Annotated in this window: 21 protein-coding genes, 2 tRNA genes and 1 pseudogene; 16 read left to right on the top strand and 8 right to left on the bottom strand. The window is 62.6% G+C overall.

The window, feature by feature from the left end; translation table 11 throughout:
• Positions 1–17 precede the first annotated feature (17 nt).
• The 4 genes from VJR90_06695 to VJR90_06680 all read left to right on the top strand — a co-directional run bounded on the left by VJR90_06695 (position 18) and on the right by VJR90_06680 (position 4,070).
• The gene (locus VJR90_06695; protein ID HKV97153.1) at positions 18–1,184 is read left to right on the top strand and encodes a PLP-dependent aspartate aminotransferase family protein; all 1,167 of its coding nucleotides are present in this window, start codon (positions 18–20) and stop codon (positions 1,182–1,184) included.
• 649 nt (positions 1,185–1,833) lie between these two features.
• Positions 1,834–2,367 carry a 2OG-Fe(II) oxygenase gene (locus VJR90_06690; protein ID HKV97152.1) on the top strand — a complete coding sequence of 178 codons (534 nt, stop codon included), beginning with the start codon at positions 1,834–1,836 and terminating at the stop codon, positions 2,365–2,367.
• Positions 2,368–2,426: 59 nt separating this feature from the next.
• Positions 2,427–3,314: a hypothetical protein gene (locus VJR90_06685; protein HKV97151.1), complete on the top strand. Its 888-nt coding sequence runs from the start codon at positions 2,427–2,429 to the stop codon at positions 3,312–3,314.
• Between the two features lie 6 nt (positions 3,315–3,320).
• A complete protein-coding gene (locus VJR90_06680) occupies positions 3,321–4,070 on the top strand; it encodes a hypothetical protein (GenBank protein ID HKV97150.1) in 750 nt (249 codons plus the stop codon).
• Here VJR90_06680 and prfA read toward each other — a convergent pair.
• Positions 4,064–5,149 carry a peptide chain release factor 1 gene (prfA, locus tag VJR90_06675; GenBank protein HKV97149.1) on the bottom strand — a complete coding sequence of 362 codons (1,086 nt, stop codon included), beginning with the start codon at positions 5,147–5,149 and terminating at the stop codon, positions 4,064–4,066. The genes VJR90_06680 and prfA overlap by 7 nt on opposite strands.
• A gap of 6 nt (positions 5,150–5,155) precedes the next feature.
• Complete coding sequence (gene hemA, locus VJR90_06670) at positions 5,156–6,442, bottom strand: glutamyl-tRNA reductase (protein ID HKV97148.1); 1,287 nt, start codon at positions 6,440–6,442, stop codon at positions 5,156–5,158.
• 132 nt (positions 6,443–6,574) lie between these two features.
• Between hemA and VJR90_06665 the strand changes: the two genes are divergently transcribed.
• From VJR90_06665 to VJR90_06625, 9 genes and pseudogenes are all read left to right on the top strand, one after another.
• On the top strand, positions 6,575–8,260 hold the full coding sequence (locus tag VJR90_06665; GenBank protein HKV97147.1) for a tetratricopeptide repeat protein: 1,686 nt from the start codon (positions 6,575–6,577) through the stop codon (positions 8,258–8,260).
• Positions 8,257–8,889: a lipoprotein insertase outer membrane protein LolB gene (gene lolB, locus VJR90_06660; GenBank protein ID HKV97146.1), complete on the top strand. Its 633-nt coding sequence runs from the start codon at positions 8,257–8,259 to the stop codon at positions 8,887–8,889. Before VJR90_06665 ends, lolB begins: the two co-directional genes overlap by 4 nt.
• Positions 8,886–9,746: a 4-(cytidine 5'-diphospho)-2-C-methyl-D-erythritol kinase gene (ispE, locus tag VJR90_06655; GenBank protein HKV97145.1), complete on the top strand. Its 861-nt coding sequence runs from the start codon at positions 8,886–8,888 to the stop codon at positions 9,744–9,746. The genes lolB and ispE overlap by 4 nt, the downstream gene beginning before the upstream one ends.
• 4 nt (positions 9,747–9,750) lie before the next feature.
• Positions 9,751–9,825: transfer RNA gene (locus tag VJR90_06650), tRNA-Gln, on the top strand.
• Between the two features lie 87 nt (positions 9,826–9,912).
• Positions 9,913–10,851, top strand: a complete 939-nt coding sequence (locus VJR90_06645; protein ID HKV97144.1) for a ribose-phosphate diphosphokinase — start codon at positions 9,913–9,915, stop codon at positions 10,849–10,851.
• Between the two features lie 178 nt (positions 10,852–11,029).
• Positions 11,030–11,686 (top strand): annotated as a pseudogene (locus VJR90_06640) (50S ribosomal protein L25/general stress protein Ctc).
• A 222-nt stretch (positions 11,687–11,908) separates the two neighbouring features.
• On the top strand, positions 11,909–12,553 hold the full coding sequence (gene pth, locus VJR90_06635; GenBank protein ID HKV97143.1) for an aminoacyl-tRNA hydrolase: 645 nt from the start codon (positions 11,909–11,911) through the stop codon (positions 12,551–12,553).
• Positions 12,550–13,641: a redox-regulated ATPase YchF gene (gene ychF / locus VJR90_06630; GenBank protein ID HKV97142.1), complete on the top strand. Its 1,092-nt coding sequence runs from the start codon at positions 12,550–12,552 to the stop codon at positions 13,639–13,641. The genes pth and ychF overlap by 4 nt, the downstream gene beginning before the upstream one ends.
• Positions 13,642–13,666: 25 nt before the next feature.
• A tRNA-Met gene (locus VJR90_06625) sits at positions 13,667–13,743 on the top strand.
• Positions 13,744–14,160: 417 nt separating this feature from the next.
• Here the strand turns inward: VJR90_06625 and VJR90_06620 are convergent.
• From VJR90_06620 to VJR90_06605, 4 genes are all read right to left on the bottom strand, one after another.
• Positions 14,161–15,264 carry a glycoside hydrolase family 18 protein gene (locus tag VJR90_06620; protein HKV97141.1) on the bottom strand — a complete coding sequence of 368 codons (1,104 nt, stop codon included), beginning with the start codon at positions 15,262–15,264 and terminating at the stop codon, positions 14,161–14,163.
• 157 nt (positions 15,265–15,421) lie between these two features.
• Positions 15,422–16,579 (bottom strand): N-acetylglucosamine-6-phosphate deacetylase, encoded by a 1,158-nt coding sequence (nagA, locus tag VJR90_06615; protein ID HKV97140.1) that lies wholly within the window; start codon positions 16,577–16,579, stop codon positions 15,422–15,424.
• Complete coding sequence (locus VJR90_06610) at positions 16,576–17,622, bottom strand: SIS domain-containing protein (protein ID HKV97139.1); 1,047 nt, start codon at positions 17,620–17,622, stop codon at positions 16,576–16,578. Before VJR90_06610 ends, nagA begins: the two co-directional genes overlap by 4 nt.
• 1 nt (position 17,623) lies before the next feature.
• Positions 17,624–18,364, bottom strand: coding sequence for a GntR family transcriptional regulator (locus VJR90_06605; protein ID HKV97138.1), 741 nt, complete (start codon positions 18,362–18,364; stop codon positions 17,624–17,626).
• 91 nt (positions 18,365–18,455) lie between these two features.
• On the opposite strand from VJR90_06605, the gene zwf reads away from it, so the two are divergent.
• Complete coding sequence (gene zwf, locus VJR90_06600; GenBank protein ID HKV97137.1) at positions 18,456–19,904, top strand: glucose-6-phosphate dehydrogenase; 1,449 nt, start codon at positions 18,456–18,458, stop codon at positions 19,902–19,904.
• 77 nt (positions 19,905–19,981) lie between these two features.
• Here zwf and VJR90_06595 read toward each other — a convergent pair whose 3' ends face one another.
• Positions 19,982–21,028 (bottom strand): LacI family DNA-binding transcriptional regulator, encoded by a 1,047-nt coding sequence (locus tag VJR90_06595; protein ID HKV97136.1) that lies wholly within the window; start codon positions 21,026–21,028, stop codon positions 19,982–19,984.
• Positions 21,029–21,121: 93 nt separating this feature from the next.
• Complete coding sequence (locus VJR90_06590) at positions 21,122–22,453, bottom strand: sugar MFS transporter (GenBank protein HKV97135.1); 1,332 nt, start codon at positions 22,451–22,453, stop codon at positions 21,122–21,124.
• 397 nt (positions 22,454–22,850) lie between these two features.
• Between VJR90_06590 and glk the strand changes: the two genes are divergently transcribed.
• Both glk and VJR90_06580 read left to right on the top strand, forming a co-directional pair.
• A complete protein-coding gene (glk, locus tag VJR90_06585) occupies positions 22,851–23,879 on the top strand; it encodes a glucokinase (GenBank protein ID HKV97134.1) in 1,029 nt (342 codons plus the stop codon).
• Between the two features lie 68 nt (positions 23,880–23,947).
• Positions 23,948–26,194: TonB-dependent receptor (locus VJR90_06580; protein HKV97133.1), on the top strand; the 2,247-nt coding region annotated here is incomplete at its 3' end.

Raw genomic sequence — 26,194 nt, 5'->3', positions numbered from 1 at the left:
CAACCAGGCCCATGACCATGAAAACATCAAACACAAAACCGGGTTTTGCCACGCGCGCCATCCATGCCGGCCAGACGCCGGATCCCTCGACCGGCGCGGTTATGCAGCCGATTTACGCGACCTCCACCTACGCACAGGAAAGTCCCGGCAAGCACAAGGGCTACGAGTATTCGCGCACCCAGAATCCGACGCGCATGGCCTACGAACGCTGCGTTGCGAATCTGGAAAGCGGCGCGCGCGGCTTCGCGTTCGCATCCGGCATGGCGGCCACCGCCACGGCGCTGGAGCTGCTGGATTCCGGCAGCCATGTGATCGCCATGGACGATTTGTACGGCGGCACCTACCGGCTGTTCGAGCGGGTGCGCAAGCGCTCGGCGGGCCTGAAATTCAGCTTCGTGGATGTGCGCGAGCGCAAGATCCTCGAAGCCGTCATCCGGCCGGAAACCCGAATGATCTGGATCGAGACGCCGACCAATCCAATGCTGAAGTTGGTGGATCTTGACATGATCGCGGAAGTCGCGCGCCACCACGGGCTGCTGACGGTATGCGACAACACTTTTGCCTCGCCCTACAACCAGCGGCCTGTCGAACGCGGCTTTGACATCGTGATGCACTCGGCCACCAAGTATCTCAACGGGCATTCCGACATGGTGGGCGGCATGCTGGTGGTGGGCGCGCGCCCCGAACTCGCCGAACAGCTGGCATTCCTGCAAAACTCCGTGGGTGCGGTGGCCGGGCCGTTCGACAGTTTCCTGGCACTGCGCGGCTTGAAAACGCTGGCGCTGCGCATGGAGCGCCATGGCGGCAACGCACTGGAGCTGGCCGGCTGGCTGGAAAAACACCCGCAGGTGGAGCGCGTTATTTATCCGGGCCTGCCCAGTCATCCACAGCATGCGCTCGCCAAAAAGCAGATGCGCACCGGGGGCGGGATGCTCACGATTTTCCTCAAAGGTGGCGAGCCGGAAGCGCGCCGTTTCCTGGAGCGCTGCAAGCTGTTCACGCTCGCGGAAAGCCTGGGCGGTGTGGAAAGCCTGATCGAACACCCTGGCATCATGACGCATGCCTCGGTACCGCCGGAGGCGCGCAAGGCACTTGGCATCAGCGACTCGCTGGTGCGCCTGTCGGTGGGGGTTGAGGATGTCCACGACCTGCGCGCCGATCTGGAGCAGGCCTTGGCTTCTTGAGTCTCAGGATCAATAAAAAGGGCAGGCTGCTGACAGCCTGCCCCTGTGACAAACACCGTAGCCGCCCGAAATGGACGGCCCAAAATCCCTCCGGTCTCTAAAACCGGATCAGATTCCAGCTGTTATCAGTGCTTTGTGGTGGCCGTCGGTGCAGTGCTCGCCGCCGGAGCCATGGCCTTCGTTGCAGGCGCCGCAGCCGTGGAAGCCGCCGGGGCTGCGGTGGACGCCGCAGGAGCCGATGAAGCGGCATTTTCAGTCTTGCTGCAGGCGGCCAGGGCACAGGCCAAAGCGGCAGCGGAAAGGACAACCAGATACTTCTTCATGTTGATTACCACCAGGATGTGCGGGGAAGACGTAAATTCATGATACTACTCGACGATTTGAATGCAAACCGTACGATCGGGCGCGAATTCTAGCGAATCTGCGCAAAATTCATAAGGTTTGCAGCGGATATTTTTATTTTATTATTGGAATCATCGGGTTACATCGTGCGGGAAAGTTCATGGCGATAGCCCGCGGGCAAACGTTGAAGCGACCCGTCTCCTGCTCAAACAACGACTCAGCCAATGAGCGCGTCGTAATGCTCGCTCGGGGTCTTGCCGAGCATTTTGTTGAACACGGATGGGCAGTACAGGGAAATTTCCTGTCTATGGCGCGCTGGCGTGCGCTCGCGATCGAGGCCGAGCAACTCTGGACGCAGGACGCGTTCCACAAAGCAGGTATCGGTCGCGACCCGGCGCGTCGCCTGCAGACCCGGATTCGCGGTGATTACACCCTGTGGCTTGACCGGCAGCGAACGCCGGCGGCCTGTCAATTTGTGGAACAAGAACTCGAAGCAGTGCGCTGCGCGCTGAATGCCAGCGCCTGCCTGGGTTTGTTTGAATTTGAAGGCCATTTGGCGCGCTATCCCGTGGGCGCTTTTTATGCGCGCCACCTCGACCAACTGCGGGATACGCAGGCACGCCAAGTTTCGGTGGTTCTGTACCTGAATGCGCACTGGCAGCCCGCCGCAGGTGGCGAATTGTGCCTGTATCGTGGGCAATCATCTGCCCATGCCCGCATTCCGATACTGCCGCGTGGCGGGACGCTGGTGCTGTTTGCCAGTACCGATACACCCCACGAGGTACGGCCGGCAACGCGCGCGCGTTTGAGCCTGAGCGGCTGGTTGCGTCGGCGAGCTTGAAGGCGCCCCGGCCCTCGGGCACACTGATTTCACCTGCAAGCGGCGCGGTAGACTCACGCATGTTTCAACTGGACACCACTCCGCAGCGCCCTGGCCGGGTGTGGTCGCGGGGACTGGAACTCGGCAAGCTGGGTTTCGGCCGGCTGTTCGGTCCGGCGGCGCTGCTCGGCCTGATCGGCCTGCTGCCCACGCTTTATTTTGCCGAGCAGCTGGGTGACGCCACGCTCACGCGCGAGCGCTTGCTGGAACTGCTGCGTTCTCCGCATTTTATTGTCGACTTCCTGCTCGTGGAATTGCTGGTGCTCGTGTGCGCTTCATTTGTGAACGCGCTCATCATCCGGCAAGTGGAGCGCGCTGTGACCGGCACGGCGGCATCACACGAACTGCGATTTGCGCTGGGCAAGCTGCCGGCGCTGGTACTGGCCGGAATCCTGGTGTTCGTCACTCTGATGATCGGTCTGCTGATTGCGGCTCTCGTGGGTAGCATCCTGGGTGCGCTGCTGGGGGCTGCACTCGGCGCTGGTGCGGCCGTGGCGTTTACCCAAGTGTGCTTGTTTGCCGCCATGGTGTTCATCATGGTCAATCTGCTGTTTTTCCAGTTTGCCATCGTGCTCGACAGCAAGGGTCCGGTGGCCGCCTTGAACCACAGTTGCGCGCTGGTGTTCCATAACTGGTGGCGCACCTTCCTGGTGCTGTTGATCACGGTCGTCGTGGTCGTGCTGTGCGTCGTGGTCGTGATGCTGCCGCTGTCTATCCCATTCGCAGCCTGGCTGCATCCGCTGGCCGGGGCCGACACCGGCCGCTCGCTGCTGGTGAAGGGCGTGCTGCGGCTGGTGGGCACGGCGGTGTTCACGCCGTTCGTGGTCGGGATTCTGTACGTCCTGTATCGCGACCTCAAAGTGCGACGCGCAGCTCGTTCCGTGCCCACGGCAAGCCTGCAAGCCTGACCGCCGTTGCCTGCGTCCCCCGAGCTGGGTCAACTTCCGATTGGTGCGGCACTGGAGGCCGGCTGGCGCCTGTTTCTGAAATCCCTGCCGGCGATCTTTTTGCCGTTGTGGGTTGCCGGTGTGATCAATGCGCTTCCGGGCGTGTTTGCGGGTGGTGGCACGCTGGGAATCTCGATCAGTCGCACCACCATCGCGATCACCGTGATCTGCTGGCTGGTGGAAAGTGCGCTCTACGGCGCTGCCATCCAGCGGCTGGACGATTGTTTTAGCGGCGCCACCCGATCCTATGCCGACGCTTTGCGCATCGGCGTGCGCGCAGCCGTGGCTATCCTGATTGGAGACCTGCTGTACAACATTGTCACGTGGATCGGGTTTTTTCTGCTGATCGTGCCGGGGGTGATCCTGGGCACCACCTGGGCGTTCTTTGCCTACGCTGCGGTTCTCGATCGCAAGAATCTGCTGGAAACGCTCGGCTACAGTCATGCGCTCGCCTGGCCGCAGTGGTGGCGCAGTTCGGCGGTGCTGTCGGCGCCCGCGATCGTACTGCTGATTTACGATGTCATTGCCAGTTGGCCGGACATCATGGGTGCGGTACAACAATTGGGTTCGGGAAACCTGTTGACCGCATCAGTGCCGCCCAAGCTGTGGTACGACCTCGGCCTGATGCCGGTGGTCGGCGCTTGCGTGTGGTGCTATGTGCTGGCGGTGTGCTACGTGCAATACCGCAATCTGCAGGCGCGTGCCGCAGTTCACTGAGTTGCCATTTCGGCAAGTTGCTCCGCCTGATGTTCGTTCATGAGCGGCACGATCAGCTCATCGAGCTTGCCCTGCAGGATGTCGTCGAGCTTGTAGAGCGTCAGGTTGATGCGGTGGTCGGTGACCCGGCCCTGCGGAAAATTGTAGGTGCGGATACGTTCGGAACGATCGCCGCTGCCGACCTGCAGCTTGCGCGACTGCGCCTGCGCACTGCGTTGTTTCTCGCGCTCGGTCTCCAGCAGTTTGGCCTTCAACAGCGACAGGGCGCGTGCACGGTTCTTGTGCTGGGAGCGCTCGTCCTGGCATTCCACCACGATGCCGCTGGGAATGTGCGTCAGGCGCACGGCGGAATCCGTCTTGTTGACGTGCTGGCCGCCTGCGCCTGAGGAACGAAAGGTGTCCACCCGGAGGTCGGCGGGATTGATTTCGACATCTTCAAGCGCCTCGACTTCGGGCAGGATGGCCACGGTGCAGGCGGAGGTATGGATGCGCCCCTGGGCTTCGGTCTGCGGCACACGTTGCACGCGGTGCACTCCGGATTCAAATTTCAGCCGCGAATAGGCGCCCTGGCCGATAACGCGCGAGATGATTTCCTTGTAGCCGCCGTGCTCGCCCGGATTCTCGCTCATCACTTCCAGGCGCCAGCCACGCGTCTCGGCGTAGCGGGCGTACATGCGGAACAGGTCGCCGGCAAACAACGCAGCCTCGTCGCCACCGGTTCCGGCACGGATTTCCAGAAACAGATTGCCGGCATCGTGCGGATCGCTGGGCAACAGCAGGGCCAGCAACCGCGGTTCGAGCGCGGCCAGCCGTAATTCAGCCGCGCGCTGTTCCTCTTCGGCCAGCGTGCGCAACGCGGCATCGCCATCCCCGGCCATGGCGCGAGCGCTGGCCAAGTCGGTTTCCACGGATTGCCAGGTGCGGAAGCCTTGCGTGAGTGGAGCGAGACGCGCATATTCTTGGGACAGGTCGCGGAATTGTTTCTGGTCACCGATGACCGCAGGACTTGCGAGCAGTGCCGCCAGCTCTTCGTGGCGCGCCACCAGCCGCTCCAGTTTTTGACGGATGGAATCTTTCATGGACGCTCAGGAGTGCTCATCTTTATCGGAGCCAGGTCCGGCGTCCTTCAGGCCGAAAAGCGCCTGCGCCTGACGCATGATGTGGTCACGGCCTTCTCGAGCTGCCTGGCGCAGATACGCGGTGGGTGCGTGCAGCAGGCGGTTGGTGAGGGTTTCAGCCAGAAACTTGAGGACTTCCTCGGACGGGGTACCGCTGGCGAGCAGGTGTTGCGCCTGGGCCAGCGTGTGATCGCGCAGCTCTTCGGCATGATCGCGCACCGCGCGGATGGTCGGTACCGCATCCAGGCCACGCAATTCCTGCATGAACCGCGCGACCTGGCTTTCGATGATGCTTTCCGCTTCGCGCGCCGCCGCCTGGCGGGAGCGCAAATTGTTTTCCACGATGCCGCGCAAGTCGTCAATGGTGAACAGATACACGTCCGCGAGTTTCGCTACGGCCGGCTCCACGTCGCGCGGCACCGCGATGTCGATGATCAGCAGCGGCCGGTGCTTGCGCGTCTTGAATGCCGCGGCCACCGCCGCCTGCGTGAGGATGGGTTCCAGGCTGCCGGTCGAGGCAATCACGATGTCGGCCTCTTCCAGATGCGCCGGAATCTCGTGTAGACCGATGGCATAGCCGCCAAAGCGCTCGGCGAGCGTATGCGCGTGGCTGAACGTGCGGTTGGCGATGATCAGGCGGCGCGCGCCTTGTTCGTGCAGGTGGTGGGCCACGAGTTCGCTGGTTTCGCCGGCGCCAATCAGCAACGGCGTGAGTGTGCGGAAATCCGCGAAAATGCGCCGTGCCAGCAGCACCGTGGCGTGCGCCACCGACAGCGGATTTTCCCCGATGGCGGTGTCGGTGCGCACGAGTTTCGCGACCGAGAAGGCATACTGGAACAGGCGATGCAGATGCTGGCCGGTGACGGCGCTCTCCTGTGCCAATTCATACGCTTGCTTGATCTGGCCGAGAATCTGCGGCTCGCCGAGGATCATCGAATCCAGACCGCAGGCCACGCGGAACAGGTGGCGGGCCGCGGCTTCGCCCTGATGTGTATAGAAGCGCGCGCGCACGTCGGGATCGTCGGCACTGCGCAGCCGCGTCAGCCAGTCGGTCAGGCGTGCGCCCGCGCCATCTTCGAGTTGCGCATAAATTTCGGTGCGGTTGCAGGTGGACAGGATCGCGGTTTCATGGACGCCATCGAGCGCCGCGACCGCACGCAGCGCTTCGGGAATCTGCTCGGCGTCGAAGCTCAGGCGCTCACGCAGGGCGACCGGTGCGGTGGCATGACTGATACCTAGGGCAAAGAATGACATGGTGTACGGATCGGGCAGGGGGGCAGATTTTGGGCGAAATTTCGCTTTCGAACAAGCACTTACTTCCGCGCGTGTCTGGGGCGGCGGCCGGCGGCAGAGTATAGTGCGCATCAGGACGAGCGCGTTTCACCAATGAAAACATTTGCGTATGCCGGACTCGCATGTGCGGCCCTGGTTCTGGGCGGCTGCGCGGTTGTGCCTGCGCCTCATCCGGTCGCGCTTGCCGCCCAAAGTCCCCCCGCCACTCCCGCGCAGTCGCTGACCTATCACGTGTTCATGGGCGAGCTGGCATGGCAGCGTGGCGAGCGTCACATCGCCGCGCAGCAATATGCGCAGGCCGCAGAACTCAGCCGCGATCCGCAGCTGGCCGAATACGCGGCGTTGATGGCTTACCGTCTAGACGATGATGTGCTGGCGCTGAAGCTGACCCGGCGTTGGCGGCTGCTGGCCCCAAACAGCAGTGACGCACTCCAGCTGGGAGCCGTTCTCGATACGCGGCTCGGCAATGTGGATGCCGCCGTGCGCGATTTCGAGACCCTGCTGCAGGTCGTGCACGGGTACAATTTTATGCTGATCGGGGAGGTGCTGGGCGAGGAGACCGGGGCGCAACGCAGCCTGCCGGTCATGCAAAAACTTGTAGCGGCTCACGCGCAATCGGCTGAAGCCCATTTCATGCTGGCGCAAGTGGCGCTGCAGGCCCGGCAAACCGAGTTGGCGGTCAGCGAGTCGCAACGCGCCGCCGGGCTCAAGCCGGCCTGGACTCAAGCTGTGGTGCTGCAAGCCCAGGCGCTGGTCGCCGCCGGCCGCAAACCGGAAGCCGTGCAGCTGTTGCAGGCGCGAGTACGGGGCGCGCCGGATGACATAGGCCTGCATCTGGCCTATGCCGGCCTGCTGGCTGAAGCCGGACAGGATGCCGCAGCCGCGGATGAATTCAACGCCATTCTCAAACGGCATGCGCGCAATCCGGATGCGTTGTACGCGCTCGGCCTGCTGAGTTTGCAATCCAATCAATTGGAAAACGCGCGCGGCTACTTCATGCGCCTGCTTGCCACCGGACAGCGCAAGAACGATGCCTTTTATTTCCTCGGAAATACCGCCGAGGCAGCCAAACAGTTCGACCCGGCATTGCAGTGGTATCAGCAGGTGGATGGCGGTCAGTACTGGCTGCCGGCGCAGATTGCCACCGCGCGGGTGCTCATGCAGCAGCACAATCCGGCCGAAGCGCGTGCCTACATGGACAAGCTGGTCGCGGACGATCCAGATGATGACGTGCAATTCCGCCTCGCGGAAGCGCAGCTGTTCAGCGACCGCGGCGACAACCAGGCAGCGCTCGCTGTGTTGGCGCAGGCACTGAGCAAAAATCCGGGCAACAGTGACCTGTTGTACAGCCAGGCGTTGCTGCGCGAGAATCTGGGACAGGTGGCGCAGGCCGAAGCAGATCTGCGCCTGATCCTGGATCGCCAGCCGGATAATGCCGATGCGCTCAATGCGCTGGGCTATACCCTGGCGCTGCACTCCACCCGCTATCAGGAAGCGCGCATATATATAGAGAAGGCCTTGCGCCTCAAGCCCGGCGATCCCGCGATCATGGACAGCATGGGCTGGGTGGAGTACCGGCTGGGCAATTATCCCGAAGCCCTCGGCTATTTGCGCAGGGCCTACGCGCAACTTGCGGATCCGGAGGTGGCGGCGCATCTGAGCGAAACCTTGTGGGCGGTGGGCGATCGGCAGGAAGCGCGCAGCGTGTGGGGCTCGGCGCTCAAACAACATCCGGACAATGCCGCCTTGCTCAAATTGCGGACGCGATTTACACCGTGACAGCAAGATGGCTGTGGCCAGTCGGCCTGCTGCTGGTGGCGGGCTGCGCAAGCGTGCCGGGCACCGCGCCCGAGGGACCGCCCAATGAAGCCGCGTGGCAGACACACTATGCGCACCTGCGGGATCTGAACGATTGGGAGTTGCAGGGGCGCATCGGCATCGTCACGGGAACCCACGGCGGCAGCGGTTCCATGGATTGGCAGCAGCAAGGTTTGCAGGTGGCATTCAGCTTTCGCGGACCCTTCGGTGCCGGCACATTGGAAGTACGCGGCGATACCCGGGCGTTGTGGGTACGCAGTTCGCGCGGCGATGATTTCATCACCACCGATCCCGAGAAGGATTTTGCCGCGCGCCTCAAGGTGCCGTTGCCGGTACGCAGCATGCGCTTCTGGATGCGAGGCCTGCCGGATCCGGATGCACCGTTCGTCAAAACCGTGGATGCGCACGGCCAACTGGTGACGCTGACGCAGCGCGGCTGGCAAGTGAACTACCAGGATTACGCCGAATTCGGCGGCTACGACCTGCCCACGCGGATGTTGATCCAGCGCGATGACACGCGCATCAAGGTGGCGGTCAACAGCTGGCAGGTGGGGCCGGCCGTCGGCCACACGTCCGCCAACCCGCGATGATCGCAGCCATCAGCCGCAGCTGGCCCGCACCCGCGAAGCTCAATCTGTTCCTGCATATCACCGGGCGCCGCGCCGACGGCTACCATCTGCTGCAGACATTGTTCCAGTTCCTGGATTACGGCGACATGCTGGATTTCGAGTTGCGCAGCGATGGAGAAATCACGCGGCCGGCCGGACCGGTCGGGATTGCCGCAGCCGACGACCTGGCTGTGCGTGCGGCCGCGTTGCTGCGCACGCGCAGCGGCGTGCGTCAGGGCGCGGATATTCACCTGCACAAACGCCTGCCGCACCAGGCCGGTCTGGGCGGTGGCAGCTCGGATGCCGCTACCGCCTTGGTGGCTCTCAACCGGCTGTGGGCCGCGGGACTGGATACCGGCGAACTGGCGGCGCTGGCGCTCGAACTCGGCGCGGATGTGCCAGTGTTCGTGCGCGGGCGGGCCGCTTGGGCGGAAGGCGTGGGCGAGATTCTTACCCCGGTGGACCCGCCGGAGCCTTGGTACCTGGTGGTGCAGCCCGATTGCCAAATCGCCACCCACGAGATATTCCAGGCTCCTGATTTGACACGAAATTCCGCGCCCATCACAATAGCGCGCTTTTACGCTGGCGAAGGCCACAACGACTTCGAGCCGGTGGTACGCAAGCGTTATCCGGAAGTGGCTGAAGCCCTGGATTGGTTGCGCCCAAAGGCGCCGGCGCGCTTGACTGGTTCGGGTGCCTGCGTATTCGCCGCCTTTGAGCGTGAAGCCGCCGCGCATCGTGCGCTGAGCGAACTGCCCCGGGGCTGGAGGGCATTTGTCGCCCGCGGGTGCAATCGCTCGCCCTTGCTGAGCCGGCTGGCAGCGGAACCCGCCGGTTGAACATTGGGGCGTAGCCAAGCGGTAAGGCAGCGGGTTTTGATCCCGCCATTCCCAGGTTCGAATCCTGGCGCCCCAGCCAGATGAATGTTTTCGGAACGCGTGCCTGTTCCGGTGTAATGGGCCGCGCCAGATGTTGTCAGTGAGGATGCCCGTGTCAGCAAGCAGCATGATGGTGTTCGCAGGCAATGCCAACCCGCAGCTTGCGACGCGCATTTCCAACCATCTGCAATTGCCGCTGGGCAAGGTGCAGGTGGGCCGTTTCAGCGACGGCGAAGTGACCGTGGAGCTGATGGAAAACGTGCGCGGCCGCGACGTGTTCATTGTGCAGTCCACCTGTCCGCCGACCAACGACAACCTCATGGAACTTCTGGTGATGGCGGACGCGTTGCGGCGCGCATCCGCAGCGCGCGTCACTGCGGTGGTGCCGTATTTCGGCTATGCGCGCCAGGACCGGCGGCAACGCGCGGCACGCGTGCCGATCACTGCCAAGCTCGTGGCCAACCTCATGGTGTCCGCGGGCGTGAACCGCGTGCTGACCGTGGATTTGCACGCCGACCAGATCCAGGGATTCTTCGATATCCCGGTGGACAACGTGTACGCCTCGCCGGTATTGCTTGGCGATGCCTGGCAGCAGAAGTTCAAAAACCTGGTGGTGGTGTCTCCGGACGTGGGCGGCGTGGCGCGTGCGCGGGCGCTGGCCAAACGGCTCGATGATGCGGACCTCGCGATCATCGACAAGCGCCGGCCGCGTCCCAACGAGGCCCAGGTCATGAATATCATCGGCGACGTTCCGGGCAAAACCTGTGTAATCGTGGACGATCTGGTAGATACCGCCGGCACGCTTTGCCTGGCGGCCAAGGCCCTGAAAGAGCGGGGCGCTGGTCGGGTGCTGGCGTACATTACGCATCCGGTGCTGTCCGGCAAGGCCGTGGACAACATCGAGAATTCCGCGCTGGATGGACTGGTGGTTACCGACACCATCCCGCTGGGCGCGAAGGCGCAGGCTTGCAAGAAGATCCGCCAGTTATCCATTGCGCAACTGCTGGCGGAGACCATGCGCCGCGTGAGCGATGAAGAATCGGTGTCATCGCTGTATGTAGATTAGTGAGGAGTGAGGATTGAGGAGTGAGGAGTAAGACAGATGGTGACGTCTGGCGATTCTTCCTCACACCTCACAGGCGGCGCAGCCGCCGGCCTCGCACCTCACCGGCCCGCTCCGCGGGCCTAGGTGCTTCCCCTGGTCGCGGGTGAAGTGTGTCAAACATGAACTGGAGTATCGAGACATGGCTATCAGCTTCAATCTGAGCGCCGAAGTCCGCCACGACAAGGGGAAAGGTGCGAGCCGCCGCCTGCGTCGTGTCGGTCGGGTGCCGGGAATTCTGTACGGGGCCGGCGAACCGTCGCTGGACCTGTCCTTCGACCACAACGAACTGCGCAACAGCCTGGCGCACGAGGCTTTCTACTCCCACGTCCTCAAGATCAAGGTGGACGGCGGGGAGCATCAGGCCATCGTCAAGGACCTGCAACGCCACCCCGCCAAACCGATGATCATGCACCTGGATCTGTTGCGCGTGAAGGATGACGTGGAAATCCGCGTACACGTGCCGCTGCATTTCCTCGGCGAAAAGGATGCCACCGGCGTGAAGCAGCAGGGCGGCGTGGTGTCACGCAACATGATCGAGGTGGAAATCGCCTGCCTGCCGCGCTATCTGCCCGAGTACATCGAAGTGGATGTGACCACCCTGGAAATCAATCACGCGCTGCATCTCTCCGATCTGAAACTGTCCGAAGGCGTGCGCATCGTGCAGCTCGCTTACGGCGAGGCGCACGACCTGCCGGTGGTCGCGATCCATCACCCGCGCATCACCGTCGAGGAGGAGCCGGTGGCGGAGGCCGCCGCGCCCGTCGAAGGTGCCGCTGCTCCGGCGGAAGGTGCCGCGGCCGCACCCGCCGAAGCCGGGAAATCTGCGCCGGCGGATGCCAAGGCGGCTGCCGCGGCGGGCAAGGCCGCCGCCGCGGGCAAAGGTGCGCCTGCGGCCGATGCCAAAGCGGCGGCTCCGGCCGGGAAGACGGCTCCGGCGCCCGACAAGGGCGGCAAGGGCAAGGACAAGAAATAAGCGTACGCCGGCCCGCACCGGGCCGGCGCGCACTGGGTCCTGGTCATGGCTGGAACTACACCCATTCAGCTCGTGGTCGGCCTCGGCAATCCCGGGGCCGATTACGTTTTGACGCGTCACAATGCCGGATTCTGGTTCGCGGATGCGTTGGCGCGCGCCCACGGCGCGAGCTTCAGTCACGAGCGCAAATTCAACGGCGAGGTGTGCCGGTTGAATCTCGCCGGCCACGAAGTGCGTGTACTCAAGCCGGATACCTACATGAATCGCAGCGGTCAGGCAGTGCAGGCGCTGGCGGCCTACCTCAAGCTGCCGCCGGAGGCCATTCTGGTGGCACACGATGATCTGGACCTGCAGGTCGGCATGGTGCGCCTCAAGCAGGGCGGAGGGCACGGCGGTCACAACGGGTTGCGCGACGTCATTGACCGCTTGGGTGAAAGTTTTGTGCGTTTGCGTTTCGGCATCGGCCGGCCGGATATCAGTGAAGAAGTCATTGATTACGTGCTGCATCGTGCCAGCGAGGCAGACGAGGAAAAAATCATGGAAGCCGTGGGCGCAACGCTCGCGGAGCTGCCGCGAATACTCGCGGGCGAGATGGAAAAAGCCATGCACGAACTGCACAGCCGCGGCGTGGTAGCGCGTGCGCGCCGCAGCGACCAGCGCGCCGCGCATCCACCCAAAGATCAGCCATGAGTCTCACCTGCGGCATCGTCGGCTTGCCCAACGTCGGCAAGTCCACGCTCTTCAATGCGCTCACTAAGGCCGGCATCGCCGCGGAAAATTACCCGTTCTGCACCATTGACCCCAACGTGGGCGTGGTGGCGGTGCCGGACGCGCGCCTCGCGGAACTCGCGGCCATCGTGCATCCGCAGAAAATCGTGCCGGCGGCGGTGGAATTCGTGGATATCGCCGGGCTGGTGGCCGGCGCGTCCAAGGGCGAGGGCCTTGGCAACCAGTTCCTGTCGCACATCCGCGAGACCGATGCCATTGCGCATGTGGTGCGCTGCTTCGAGAACAGCGATGTGGTGCATGTCACCGGCAAAGTGAATCCCGCCGCGGACATCGAGACCATCAATACCGAACTGGCGCTCGCGGATCTGGATAGCGTGAGCCGCGCCGTGGACCGGAATGCGCGCGTCGCAAAGTCCGGCGACAAGCAGGCGCTGGCGCGTCAGCAGGTGCTGGAAACGCTGCAAGCGCATCTCAACCAGGCCAGACCGGCGCGTGCGCTTGGGCTGAACGCGGAAGACCGGGCCTGGGTGCGCGAATATGGACTGTTGACGCTCAAGCCGACGATGTACATCGCCAACGTGGACGAACACGGTTTCGAGCACAATCCGCTGCTGGATCAGGTGCGCGCAATTGCGCAGGCGGAGCATTCCGAAGTGGTGCCGGTGTGCGCAGCGCTGGAGGCGGAAATCGCGGAACTCGACGACGCTGACAAGCTGGAATTTCTCAAGGATCTGCACCTGAGTGAACCGGGTTTGAACCGTGTGATTCGCGCGGCTTACAGATTGTTGGGACTGGAAACCTATTTCACCGCCGGCCCCAAGGAAGTGCGGGCCTGGACCATCCACCGGGGCGCGACCGCGCCGCAGGCGGCGGGCGTAATTCACTCGGACTTCGAGAAAGGCTTCATTCGCGCCGAAGTAGTGGCCTACGAGGAATTCGTGAAATTCAAAGGCGAGGTCGGTGCGCGCGAAGCCGGCAAATGGCGACTCGAAGGCAAGGATTACATCGTCAGCGAAGGCGATGTCGTGCACTTCCGCTTCAATGTATAATCTGCGCCCTTCGATTTGCCCGCATGGCTACGTAGCTCAGCTGGTTAGAGCGCGGCACTCATAATGCTGAGGTCGGTGGTTCGAGTCCACCCGTAGCCACCAATACCTACCGATTGTTTCCGGGAATGGAACTGCCACGGTTCTAAACCGACCTCAGCATTATTCCTGATATAAGGTCGGTGGATTCGTCAATGGATTGTGCTTTCCTGCACAATCCACCTGTCCGGGGTTTACATCCCTGTAAACCCGTTCGGAGCTTCGCTCCGAACCCACCCGTAGCCACCAACTCAAAATAAATCATTTCGGTTCAGAAGCAGTCAAACGTTAACCCGACCTCAGCATTATGCTGATTTATGATCGATAGTTCGTCGGCTCGCTACGCATCCAGCTCCGCTCGCCTGCCTTGGGTGTACATCCCTGTACACCGGCGCGAAGCTGCGCATCGCTCCCACCTGTAGCCATCGGATGCACGCCGCCGTGGTTGCCTTTTCCGGACTTCCGCGGCCGCACTCACGGCCGTCAACGCGGCGCGTCGCCAGTCCCAAGATTGCGCACCAGTGCATTTAGCAAAGAGTTCTGCGCATCGTCTTGGCCCAGCACCCAGATCATGATGCCGCGCAAGTGTGCGCGGCGCGCGAACCCGGCTTTGATGGCTAGGGACTGGGGATCGTCGTATGTGAAGAAGATGTGCTGCTTGACGTTGTACAGCCACGGCGCCTGGGCGCTCGCGCTCCAGTAACGCACCCAGTCGGGGTCGGTCAGGAACTGCGACTGCACGGTTTTCCACGGCGTCTCCGGGAAACCGCCTTGATATTTGGAATACAGGCCTGCACTTTCCGGCGAGACGCCCGTGAAGCCGCGACCGTAAAACGCCACCCCCAGCATGATCTTGTCTGCCGGTACGCCCTGCGCTTCGTAGTAGCTCACGGCTGCGCTCAGGTTGTCGCGTGCGCATTGCGGTTCGGGCGTGGGATCCTGCGGATTGGCGTTGAGCGGTGTGTTGAAGCCGCTGAACGGGCTGAAGATGTTGTTCATGTCGTAAGTCATGACGTTCAGCCAGTCCACGTACGGAACCAGTGAGGCGAGATCGTAGCTGTCGCTTACCGAGTACACACCGCCCTGTTGCCAGGTGCCGGCCGGCGTGGCGGCGGTGAGGTAATAGTGACGTTTGGTTCTGTGCCCCAGGACGTCGAATTGGCTGCGAAACTCGCGCGCCAGCGCCGTGAAGTTGGCGCGGTCTTCGGGGCGGGACTTGTTCATGCCGCCGTGCACCGGGAATTCCCAGTCAAGATCAATGCCGTCGAAGCCCTGCTGTTCGACGAACAGCCGAATGCAGCTGCGGGCGAATGTGGCACGCGAGGCGGGGGTCAGGGCAAGGTCGGAAAATTGCGGCGCGGCATCCCAGCCGCCGATGGAGAGCAACAGGCGCAGGCCCGGGTGCTTGTGGCGCAACTGGCGCAGTTCGGCAAAAGTCTTGCGCTGTGCGGCGCTCGGTGGGGCGCAGAGGTTCTGGTCGTTGGGTTCGCCAAATGCATAAATGATGTCGCTGAGCTGGCTGGCGGGAATATCCGCCACCGTCATGCGGCCGTCAAAATACGCGGCGATCGGTGGGGCCGCGCACACCGGAAATGCAGCAGGGCCGAAAAGTGCACCGCAGAACGTGCCTGCCAGTAAAAATCCGGATGCACGGTTACGCATTTGCGGTGAATGGTTTCTGACGTCCCAAGATGTCAATGTGTGCATGCTGCGGTACACCTTGTATGTGCGGATTGTGCCATGGCTAATTGAATTGGGCACGCTCGCAGCGGCCGCCGATCCAGGTTTCATGGACAGAGTAATCCTCATCCATGACGGTGAAATCGGCCTGGCAGCCCGACGCAATACGCCCGTGAGATTTTTCCAGGCCGAGAAAATCAGCCGGATAGGTCGACGCCATGCGCACGGCCTCATCGAGCGGCAGGCCGAGCAACCGCACGCAATTGCGCACCGCGTCGCCCATGCTCAGCACCGAGCCCGCCAGAACGCCCTGAGCCGTTTCACACGCGCCATTGCGCACCGTGATGGTTTCGCCGTGGAGCGTAAACGTCTGCTGCGTACTACCCACCGGCGGCATGGCGTCGCTCACCAGAAAGAGCTTGCCGCGTGGTTTTGCCGCCAGCGCCACGCGCAACGTGGCCGGATGCACGTGTCGGCCGTCCACAATCACCCCGCACCAGCTGGCGCGATCTTCGAGAGCCGCGCCGACGGCACCGGGTTCGCGGCTGCCGAGTTGTGTCATGGCGTTGAACAGGTGGGTGAAACCGCGCACACCCCGATCCAGCGCGCCGCGGACGGCGGCATAGTTTCCAGCCGTGTGACCGGCTGCAACGATCACGCCCGCTGCTGTCAGGGCGCGCAGGGTTTCGGGTCCCACGCGCTCGGGCGCAAGGGTCAGCAGGGTGCGGCCGAGTCGCAGCGAAGTGATATCGATGATTTCCGCGGCCGTGGGCGCGCGCAGTGCATCGGTGTCGTGCACGCCCTTGCGCGTGGGCGCGAGGTAAGGGCCTTCCAGGTGTATGCCCAGCACCCCGGGCGTTAGCGCGCCGATGGCGGTATCCACGGCGGCCACGGCACTGCGCATGACCTCAGCGCTGTCACTGATGAGTGTCGGCAGCAGGCCGGTCGTGCCCAGGCGGCGGTGGGCAGCGGCGATTGCACGGATGCCGTCCACGTTCGGCTGGTCATTGAACAGCACGCCGCCGCCGCCGTTCACCTGACAGTCAATGAATCCCGGCAGCAGATAGCGGCCCTCGAGATCGTGAGTGCCAGTGCCGCGTGTTAGGGCGGCAGTCTGTGCAGTCAGCCGGGCGATGCGCGCGCCTTCGACGTGCACCGCCAGATCATCGCGCCAGCCATCGGGCGTCAGCACCCGGCCGTTAATCAGTACGGCAGCGCTCACAAAGTCTCCGTGATTTTGCTGAGATGTGGCGGAGCGTCAGGATCACGGCCGCGGGCCAGCGCCAGCGCATTGACTGCGCGGTAAAAGCTCTGCACGGCGAGCAGCGGCGCGCACAGCGGATGCGGCGCCGCTGCGAGCGGCAGTGCGTCCGCATGGGTGTCGCCGGGCGCCGCTGTCCACACACGTGCGCCGCGCGCGCGGAATTCGCGTGCGGTCTCCAGCGCGCCGGGCAGGGTGGCATCGTGCTGGGCGAGCAACAGTGCGGGAAATCCGGGACCGATCAGCGCCATCGGTCCATGCCGTACTTCGGCGGTGCTGAACGCCTCGGCATGCAGGCCGCAGGTCTCCTTGAATTTGAGCGCCGCTTCCTGCGCTGCACCCAGCATCAAGCCGCGGCCCAACACGAACAGGTGTTCGGCATCTTTCAACCCGTCCACCAATGGCGACCAGTCCAGAGCCGCGGCGTTGCGCATTGCCTCCGGTGTAGCGCGAAGCGCGCGCAGCAGCTCCGCATCGTTTTTCCAGTGCGCCACGAGCTGGAGGATTGCGGCCAACGTGGCCAGAAAACTCTTGGTGGCAGCGATACTGCGCTCAACGCCGGCGTGCAACGGGATCACCACTTCGGCGGCCGTGGCCAGTGCCGAGCTTTGGTTGTTGGTTATCGCGACGACCAGCGCTCCGCCGCTGCGTGCAGCTTCGCAACAACTCACCAGATCCGGACTTTCGCCCGACTGCGAGATCAATATGTACAAGGCGCCGTCGAGACGCTGGGTGGCGTGATAAATCGAGATCGCCGAAGGCGAAGCTGAAGCCGTGACGTAGCCCAGTTGGGTTTCGATGACGTATTTGGCGAAGGTGGCGGCATGGTCCGAGCTGCCGCGTGCACAGGTGACCACGAAGCGCGGAGGCTGGGCGCGCATGCGATGCCCGAGCGCAGCGAGCAGGTCCTCGTTGGCGGGCAGTTGGCGCGCAACCGCCGCCGGGGCTTTGGCCGCCTCGGCGTGCATCAGCGTGGTGTCGGGATTTTTGACGGTGGTGGCCATGTTATTCGCCCTGCAACTCGGCGACAAAATCGTAAGCATCGCCGCGATACCAGGAACGCGTGAATTCCACCAGCCGGCCGTCGGCCAGAAAACTGCGCCGCTCGAGCGCCAGCGCCGCGCTGCCTTGCGGCAGTTGCAGTAGACGCGCATGTTCGGTACTCAAATTCACCGCGCGCAGTCGCTGCAATGCCCGTACCGGCCGGCAACCCAGCGCTTCAAGTGCGGCGTACAGCGAGTCGGCAACGCGCGCGGGATCGTCAAGAATGGCCTGCGGGATGGCACTGTGCTCCACGGCCAACGGTGCATCCCCGGCGTAGCGCAGGCGATAAAGGCGCACCACGCGACTGCCGGGCGACAGATTGAGCGCCATGGCTTCTTCGGGGGTGACTTCGCCACGCGAACGCTCCAGGAAAATCGAGCGTGGGTTTAAACCGCGCGCGCGCAGGTCTTCGGTGAAGCTGGTGATTTTGGACAGCGGTTTGACGATGCGCTCGGCCACAAAGGTACCAGCGCCACGACGCGCTATCAGCACGCCGTCCTGTACCAGCCCGGCGAGCGCCTTGCGCACGGTGACACGGGATACCGCGAGCTGCTCCGCGAGATCGCGTTCGCTCGGCAGCGCTTGGCCGGGACCCAGCTCGCCGGCGGCCAGTCTCTTGCGCAGCAGCCGCTGCAGGCGCATGTAGGCGGGAGCCCGCAGGCCGGTCGAGCGTTTGAATTCGGTACGGAAATCCGCATCCATGCTATAAGGATACCAATATAATACCAATCTTTCAAACGACAGCCGTATAATAACCAATAGGTACTATATTGGTATTATAATCACTGGCGGTATGGCTCCCGTAGAACCGTTTGACCTGATCATCTTTGGCGGCACCGGCGACCTGGCCATGCACAAGTTGCTGCCGGCGTTGTACCGCCGGTTCAACTCCGGCCAGCTGCCTCCCGGCAGCCGCATCCTCGGCGTCGCGCCGGAATCGCAGTCGGCTGACGCCTATCGCAATGCGGTGGCACAGGCATTGGTGCGGGCAGCGCCGGACGTCGATCACGACGCGCTCATCCGGTTTATTGCACAACTCGGCTACCAGATGCTGGACGCACACTCCGGCACCGGCTGGCCGGAACTTGCCTCTGCCTGCGTGGCATCGGATCCAAGACTGCGGATGTTCTATCTGGCCACCAGTCCCAAACTGTATGCCGAAATATGTGCGCGGCTGCGCCAACACGGAATAAAAGGTGCCCACAGCCGCGTGGTGGTTGAAAAGCCTATCGGCCATGATCTCGCGAGTGCGCGCGCCATCAACGCAGCGATCGGATCAGTGTTCTCCGAGGACCAGACTTTCCGTATAGACCATTACCTCGGCAAGGAAACGGTGCAGAACCTCATGGTGCTGCGATTCGGCAACACCTTGTTCGAGCCGTTGTGGAATGCCGGCCACATCGAACGTGTGCAGATCACGGTGGCGGAAACCATCGGCGTCGAGGGTCGCGGCGCCTTTTACGATGCCACCGGCGCACTGCGCGACATGGTGCAGAACCATCTGTTGCAGCTGCTGTGTCTGGTGGCCATGGAACCGCTGTCATCGCTGCAGGCGGAGGCGGTGCGCACCGAAAAACTCAAGGTGCTGCGCGCACTCAAGCCGATTGACGCCGGCAATGCCGCGCGCCTCACGCTGCGCGGCCAATACCGTGCCGGTGTGAGCGCCGCGATGGCGGTGCCCAGCTATCTGCAGGACGTGGGCAAGCCGGTCTCGACCACCGAAACCTTCGTGGCCTTGCGCGCCGAGGTCGGCAACTGGCGCTGGGCGGGCGTGCCGTTCTACCTGTGCACCGGCAAGCGCCTGGCTCAGCGGGTTTCGGAAATCATCGTGAGTTTCCGTCCCGTGCCGCATTCGATTTTTTCGGGCAGCGGCGCTCCAGCCATGCCCAATCAACTGGTATTGCGTTTGCAGCCGGATGAAAGCGTCAAACTCTGGTTGATGGTGAAATACCCGAATGTCGACGATCTGCGCCTGCGTCCGGTGGCGCTCAACATGAGCTTTGCCGAAGCCTTCGGCGGCAACCCGCCGGATGCCTACGAGCGGCTGATCCTGGACGTGGCGCGCGGCGACCTCACCTTGTTCATGCATCGCGACGAGGTAGAGGCAGCTTGGCAATGGATTGATCCGATAGTGCATGCCTGGGCACATGCGGCGGACTCGCCGCAGCCGTATGCCGCCGGCACGCTGGGGCCGAATGCTGCGACCGGATTTCTCGGCGGGGAAACCTTGTCTGCAGACTGATTGTCGGAGTCGGCAGCGCCTGATTTGTTTGGTGTCGATTATGCGGAGTCGTGTGCGCTCTCGTGGCACCGCGGGCGTCAGAGTTTTTCCTGCAGGCTGTCCTGGGGACGCGGTGGCGCAGTGGAACCGCGCACGACCAGCTCCGGGCTGAAGCCCTTGTTCGGCGGACGCTGGCCTTCCGACCGCAACTGCGCGATCAGCAGCTGCGTGGCCTCGCGCGCGATGGCATCGGTGGCCTGGCGCGCGGTAGTCAAAGCCGGCCATGACTGGCGCGAGAACGGGCTGTCCTCGAAGCCGGCAATTGAAAGATCGTAAGGCACGTTCAGGCCGGCCACGCGCGCCGCGGCGAGCACGCCGGCGGCGATTTCATCGTTGGATCCAAAGATCGCCGTCGGCCGATCCCGCAGCTTGAACAACTGGCGCGCACCGCGGAATCCGTCGTCGAACGTGTAATCGCCCTCGATGATCAGTTGCTTGTCGACGGGTATGCCGTAGTAGCGCAGTGCTTCTTCGTAGCCCTTGAAGCGTTCCGGACTGGAGCGGTGTTTTTTGCCGCCCCACAGGAAACCGATGCGCGTATGGCCGAGCTGCACCAAGTGCTCGGTGATGTCGTAGGCCGCATCGCGGTCGTCCACGAACACGCAGGCATAGCCGTCGGCCGGATCTGCGGCCGCCGAAAGTATGCGCACCAGCGGGATGTTTTCCTCCGCGAGTACCCGGATCAGCTCCAGGTGCTCCGACATCGGCGGGGCCAGCACCAGACCCGCGAGCCGTGCGCGGCGCACCAGCTCGGAGAGTTCGCGCGCCAACGTCGGCGAGGTGGAATCGCAGGGATGGATTTGCAGGCCGTAGCCCATTTCACGGCAGGCGGACAGCACGCCGGCCTGCACGCTGATGATGTAGTGCGGGTTGGGGTTGTCGTACACCAGGCCGATGGCAAAGGCCTTGGCGCTGCGCAGACTGCGCGCGGAGAGGTCCGGCCGGTAGTGCAGTTCGTCAATCGCTTGCAACACGCGTGCGCGCGTTTCCGCGTGTACCGCGGATTCCTGGTTGATTACCCGCGACACGGTTTTGGTGGACACCCGTGCGCGCCGTGCGACATCTTTAATAGTGGCAATTGTCATTTGGTTCCCAAACACATGACCCGGTGCCGATACGGTTATGCGTCACGCAGTGAGTGTAGGCGTGACGGCATCAGGTCAGCAATCGTGCAACCATCAGGAGCCGGCCTCTGATCCGGCAGTGGACCGTTCCGGATCGAATGTCTGCCGCTGCAATCCAGTTCGGTAGCCAAGCAATCCGTAATACAGGATGTAGATGTATCCTGGCACCATCACTACCAGGAAGGCCAACTGGAAATCCATGGTGCGCTCGAGATTAACAAACAGTTGCGGGATCAGGGCGCCGCCCGCGATACCCATGATCAGCAGTGCAGAACCAAACTCGGTCAACTTTCCCAATCCCTTTATGGCCAGCGGAAATATCGCCGGCCACATCATCGCATTGGCGAAGCCCAGTGCCGCCACAAATGCGACTGCCACGGGGCCATGTGTGATCCAGGACGCTACGGTAAACACCACGCCCAGCACGGCTGAAATCGCAAGGTAGCGCTGCTGTGAAATAAACCTTGGAGTCAGGGCAACACCCACGAGATAGCCGATCAGCATGCCGATCATGGTAAAGGTCGTCAGGTGCTTTACCACACCAAGCGCGAGCCCCGCGGACTGTCCGTAAACGATGATGCCATCGCCCGCCATGACTTCCATGCCCACGTAGATGAACAGACACACCACGCCCAGCCACAGATGGGGAAAGCTGAAGATGCCTGTTTTGGGTGCGCTTATATTTGCATCGTGCCGGACACTCTGCGGCTTGATCTCCGGCAGGGATGAAAAAATCACCCAGACACCGAGTATCGCCAGCACTACCGCCATGACCACGTACGGAGCGAACGCACGATCCACGAAAGCATGTTGTAACGCCGCCCTTGCTTGAGGTGATACAGCAGTAGTGATCTTGTCTGCGTAGGCGCCGACGCCGCTGAGCAACAGCGCGCCGAACACGTAGGGCGCCACCCCACCGGCAAACTTGTTGCAAATGCCCATGATTGCCACCCGCTTGGCTCCGCTTTCAATGGGGCCGAGGATGCTGACGTAGGGATTGGCTGCGGTTTGCAACAGTGCCAAACCGGCGCCAATGACAAACACGCCAATGAGTGCGCCCGAGTACCAATACATGGCCATGAACTGGGCAAACAGCACGGAACCCACGGCCATGACAAACAGTCCCAGCGCCATACCTTTTTTCATGCCTGTGCGCTTCAATACCACGGCCGACGGCAACGCCAGGAAAAAATAGGACAGGTAAAACGCCAGCGGAATGAGGAATGCGCTTACATTGTCCAGATCAAATCCGATCTTGACGAACAGAATCAGCGAACTGTTGAGCCAGGTGACGAAACCAAAAATGAAAAACAGCACCCCGATGATGAACATCGGCAGCCAGTAGCTGGTCTTGCGGGATTCCGGGGCAGGAGGGCTCGTGGGCATCGCAGGTTCCGGGGTTGCAATCAGGCTTGCCAATGGGACAAAAAAATTGTCCGTTTGTCCAGAGCCGGCGGGGACTCCGCCTGCGCCGCAGATTTTACCTTCAAAATTCCTGAGCTTGTTGAAGCATGTTAAACACGAAAACTCCAGCTGCGTCCCCGCTATGTTATGCAACTGATTGAAGATAAGCTATTTTTATCACCCTGAACAATTGAATCGCCAGGAGTCCGCGATCCGGCATCCAAGTCACCACAATGCCACGCAGAAAAATTTTTGTCCAATCCAGTTGACAACGTTGTCATTTTGATATCAAACTCCTGCCCCATCGTTAACCGGTCCGCCCAAAAACGGAGGGAGTGAGCGTGTGGCCGAGACGGTCGACCTCTGGCGACGCAGAGCCATGAGCTCCGGCGACCAGCCGTTTCTGGCTGCCGATGTGGGCGGTACCCACGCGCGTGTTGGACTGGTGCAGCGCAGCGGTGACGGACGTATCCAGGTACTGGCCTACCGCAAATATGCCTGCGCCGACTTTCCCGGTCTGAGCGCCATCCTGCGGGACTTTCTCGCCACGCAAGCCAAGGTTCCGGTGCAGCACTGCGCTTTGGCCTGCGCCGGCTATGTGCTCGACGACGCGGTCGTCAACTACAACCTGCCGTGGAAACTGTCGCTGTCCGAACTGCGCCGTGAGCTGGGCGTGTCCCATCTGGCGCTGATCAATGATTTCGAAGCGGTGGCCCACGCCGCGCGTTTCGTCAACGTGGAAAAAGCCCTATTGCTGACGGGGCCGGACCACGCCGCCGGCCCGCTGATCATGGTCGGTCCCGGTACCGGGCTGGGCTCCGCGGTGTGCATTCCCGGCAAGGGCGGCGATCTGGTGTTGGCCACCGAGGCCGGACAAACCAATCTGGCGCCCGGCACCGCTGCGGAACGCGAAGTGCTCGCGCGCCTCGCCGAGGCTGACACCTATGTGGCCCACGAACGCGTGTTGTGCGGGCCGGGCCTGGTCACTTTGTACCGCGTGCTGGCGGATGTGCGCAAAGCGCCGGCTCCACTTGAAACACCCGAGGCCATTACAGCGGCCGCGCTCGAGCCGAGCGACGCAATCGCGGAAGAAACCCTGCACATGTTTTGCGCGCTGTTGGGCAGCTTTGTCGGCAACCTGGTGTTGCTGTACGGCGCGCGTGGTGGCGTGTATCTGACCGGCGGCATCCTTCCTGGCATGCGCGATTTCCTGGTGCACAGCCGTTTCGTGGAGCGCTTCCTGGACAAGGGGCGGATGCGCGCCTATCTGGAGCGTGTGCCCGTGCGGCTGGTTGAACACGGCCAGTTGGGAGTGATCGGCGCAGCCAACTGGTATCTCGAGAATCACATGCAAACGAGTGCTGAAAAGGGCGACAAGGCGCGCTACCTGCGCGGCTTGCCCGGATAGATTCGGAGGCGGCACGAGGCCGTCGTGAGTGGGTTCATCAACATGGCTGGAACTTTCGGGAGATTGTCATGAAACAGTGTAAATACCTACTTTGTGCCGGCTGCATCGCGTTGTTCGGATTGGCCGGGGTTGGGCAGGCGGCCACGCCAAGCCCGGTGCCCGCCACGCCGGCTGCGCAAGATACCAGCGGCGGTCAGGCAAGCTCGGGCGATCAGCAAAGCACCACCAAGGCACCACAGAACGTGACCTTGGCGGCGGTCTCCGTGGTCGGTATTCGCGCGAGCCTCGCGCGATCCCTGGAAGTCAAACGTACGGCCAATGCCATCGTGGATGTGATTACCGCCGAGGATGTGGGCAAGTTCCCGACCACGAACGTGGCGGAAGCTTTGGCCCTGATTCCCGGCATCACGCTGGATCACAGCATGCCGGCTACCCAGCGCGTAAGCGTGGACGGCCTGGATCCGAGCCTCAACATGAGTTTGCTCGACGGCCACCCGGTGGCGCAAGCCATGTGGTTGTTCGGCGACTCACCCAATCGCGGTTTTAACTACTCGTTGCTGCCGGCCGAGCTGGTGGGCAGTGTGGAAGTGTACAAGAGTCCGGAGGCGCGCCTCCCGGCCGGGAGCCTGGGCGGTCTGATCATCATGCGTACGCTTGAGCCGCTGGATGTGAAATCCAACACCTTGCGGGGCTCAGTCTCCTATAACTACAACTCGCTGGTGAGCCAGGGCAAACCCAATGCCTCGGTGTTCTACAGCTGGAAGAATGATTCCGGCGTTTTCGGCGCCGACGTCTCTCTGGGCCACTATGAACAGGTGATCAGCCGCCAGGGCATGGAGAACTATGGCTATTCAACTGTCGGCAGTATCGCCGCACAAAACCCGGCAATTCAGGCTGAAGTAACCGCCGGCACGCTGCAAGCCAGTGATCTCGTACCGAACCAGTTATCCGCCGCGAACTTCAATCAGGTGGAACGGCGCAACACCGTGTTCGCGAACTTCCAATACCGGCCCAGCGACACCTTCGAGTCCACGGTATCGCTGATGTACATGGTGGACAATCTGCAAAACACCAACCAATCCACCTACGCGTGGACTACGTTGCGGCCCGGCGGCATCACCAGCCTGAGCAACGTGGTGAACGGCATCGTCACGCAAGGCACGAGCGTGGCCAGGCCGGGCACCGTCTGTCAGAACGACACGGCCGGAGCCTGCGGCCAGGACGCGCTCACGCTGTCCGACAACTTCGCCCGCGGTTCGGAAATCACCACCAAAGGCGTGGACTGGCGTACCAAGTACAGCGGTGACACCTGGACCATCGGCACGCAGCTTGGGGTGAGCAATTCCACCAACCCCATCAGCCAGGTGCTGAAGGAACTGGCCTACGAGGACAGCTTCAGCTGGAATCTCGGTCAGGGCTTCAGCTTTACCAATCCCGCCACCGCCAATAACCCCAACTATTGGGCCGATTACGGCTGGGGCGGCAATCATTCGCTGCTGCCTTACGCCGCCCGCGACACCTACGGGCAGGTGGACTTCAGCCGGGATCTGGACGGCTTTTTCAACAAACTGCACTTCGGCGCCCGCTACGCCGGCCACTGGGAAAGTCAGGCCATGTACGTATATGGCGGCTTCACGCCCAAGACCTTGACCCAGCTTGGCTTTGGCGGACTCACCGACCTGCAGGGTCTTTCGGATCTGGGCCTGTCATCGAGCATGGTGTCGCACGTGCAGACCGCCGGTTACGGCGCCATCATGGCGGCCAATCCGTTGTCCGCTACCGTCAACTTCCCCGGCAACCCGGATGCCAACAGCCTGTTCAACAACTCCTGGAACGTAGTGCAGGAAAACTACGCGGGCTACTTTCAGGCTGACTTCGCCAGCGGTCCGCTGCATGGCAATGCCGGCGTGCGCGTGGTGCAGACACGGCTGCGCTCGCAGGGTTACAACGTCCCCGGCAACTGCGTGGCGGCCGACACACTGAACTGCGCCTTTCCGCCGGGTTACGGCTGGCTGACCTACACCAGCACGCATACCAACATCCTGCCGGCATTCAACATCGCCTACGATCTGAGCCCGGATTTGGTGCTGCGCGGTGCGGCATCGCAGACCGTGGCCTATGCGCCGTACAACCAGCTGGCACCGTACTTCCAGGCGAATGACACGGTGCTGACGGCGGCGGCCGGCAATCCGAACCTCAGCCCCTACAAGTCGGTGAACTTCGACGAGTCGCTGGAGTGGTACTTTGCTCCCGGCTCGGTGCTGGCCGCGTCGCTGTTCTACAAGGATGTGAAGAACTACATCATCCAGCAGGCC

The organism is Gammaproteobacteria bacterium (genome assembly GCA_035279405.1).
In the GTDB taxonomy this organism is placed as follows: Bacteria; Pseudomonadota; Gammaproteobacteria; order Natronospirales; family REEB76; genus REEB76.
This window is presented reverse-complemented; position numbering and strand designations above follow the sequence as displayed.

Coding starts and splice junctions, on each gene's coding strand:
- VJR90_06695 (HKV97153.1), top strand. CDS start 18: ATGAAAACATCAAACACAAAACCGGGTTTTGCCACGCGCGCCATCCAT.
- VJR90_06690 (HKV97152.1), top strand. CDS start 1,834: ATGGCGCGCTGGCGTGCGCTCGCGATCGAGGCCGAGCAACTCTGGACG.
- VJR90_06685 (HKV97151.1), top strand. CDS start 2,427: ATGTTTCAACTGGACACCACTCCGCAGCGCCCTGGCCGGGTGTGGTCG.
- prfA (HKV97149.1), bottom strand. CDS start 5,149: ATGAAAGATTCCATCCGTCAAAAACTGGAGCGGCTGGTGGCGCGCCAC.
- hemA (HKV97148.1), bottom strand. CDS start 6,442: ATGTCATTCTTTGCCCTAGGTATCAGTCATGCCACCGCACCGGTCGCC.
- VJR90_06665 (HKV97147.1), top strand. CDS start 6,575: ATGAAAACATTTGCGTATGCCGGACTCGCATGTGCGGCCCTGGTTCTG.
- ispE (HKV97145.1), top strand. CDS start 8,886: ATGATCGCAGCCATCAGCCGCAGCTGGCCCGCACCCGCGAAGCTCAAT.
- VJR90_06645 (HKV97144.1), top strand. CDS start 9,913: ATGATGGTGTTCGCAGGCAATGCCAACCCGCAGCTTGCGACGCGCATT.
- pth (HKV97143.1), top strand. CDS start 11,909: ATGGCTGGAACTACACCCATTCAGCTCGTGGTCGGCCTCGGCAATCCC.
- ychF (HKV97142.1), top strand. CDS start 12,550: ATGAGTCTCACCTGCGGCATCGTCGGCTTGCCCAACGTCGGCAAGTCC.
- VJR90_06610 (HKV97139.1), bottom strand. CDS start 17,622: ATGGCCACCACCGTCAAAAATCCCGACACCACGCTGATGCACGCCGAG.
- VJR90_06605 (HKV97138.1), bottom strand. CDS start 18,364: ATGGATGCGGATTTCCGTACCGAATTCAAACGCTCGACCGGCCTGCGG.
- zwf (HKV97137.1), top strand. CDS start 18,456: ATGGCTCCCGTAGAACCGTTTGACCTGATCATCTTTGGCGGCACCGGC.
- VJR90_06595 (HKV97136.1), bottom strand. CDS start 21,028: ATGACAATTGCCACTATTAAAGATGTCGCACGGCGCGCACGGGTGTCC.
- VJR90_06590 (HKV97135.1), bottom strand. CDS start 22,453: ATGCCCACGAGCCCTCCTGCCCCGGAATCCCGCAAGACCAGCTACTGG.
- glk (HKV97134.1), top strand. CDS start 22,851: ATGAGCTCCGGCGACCAGCCGTTTCTGGCTGCCGATGTGGGCGGTACC.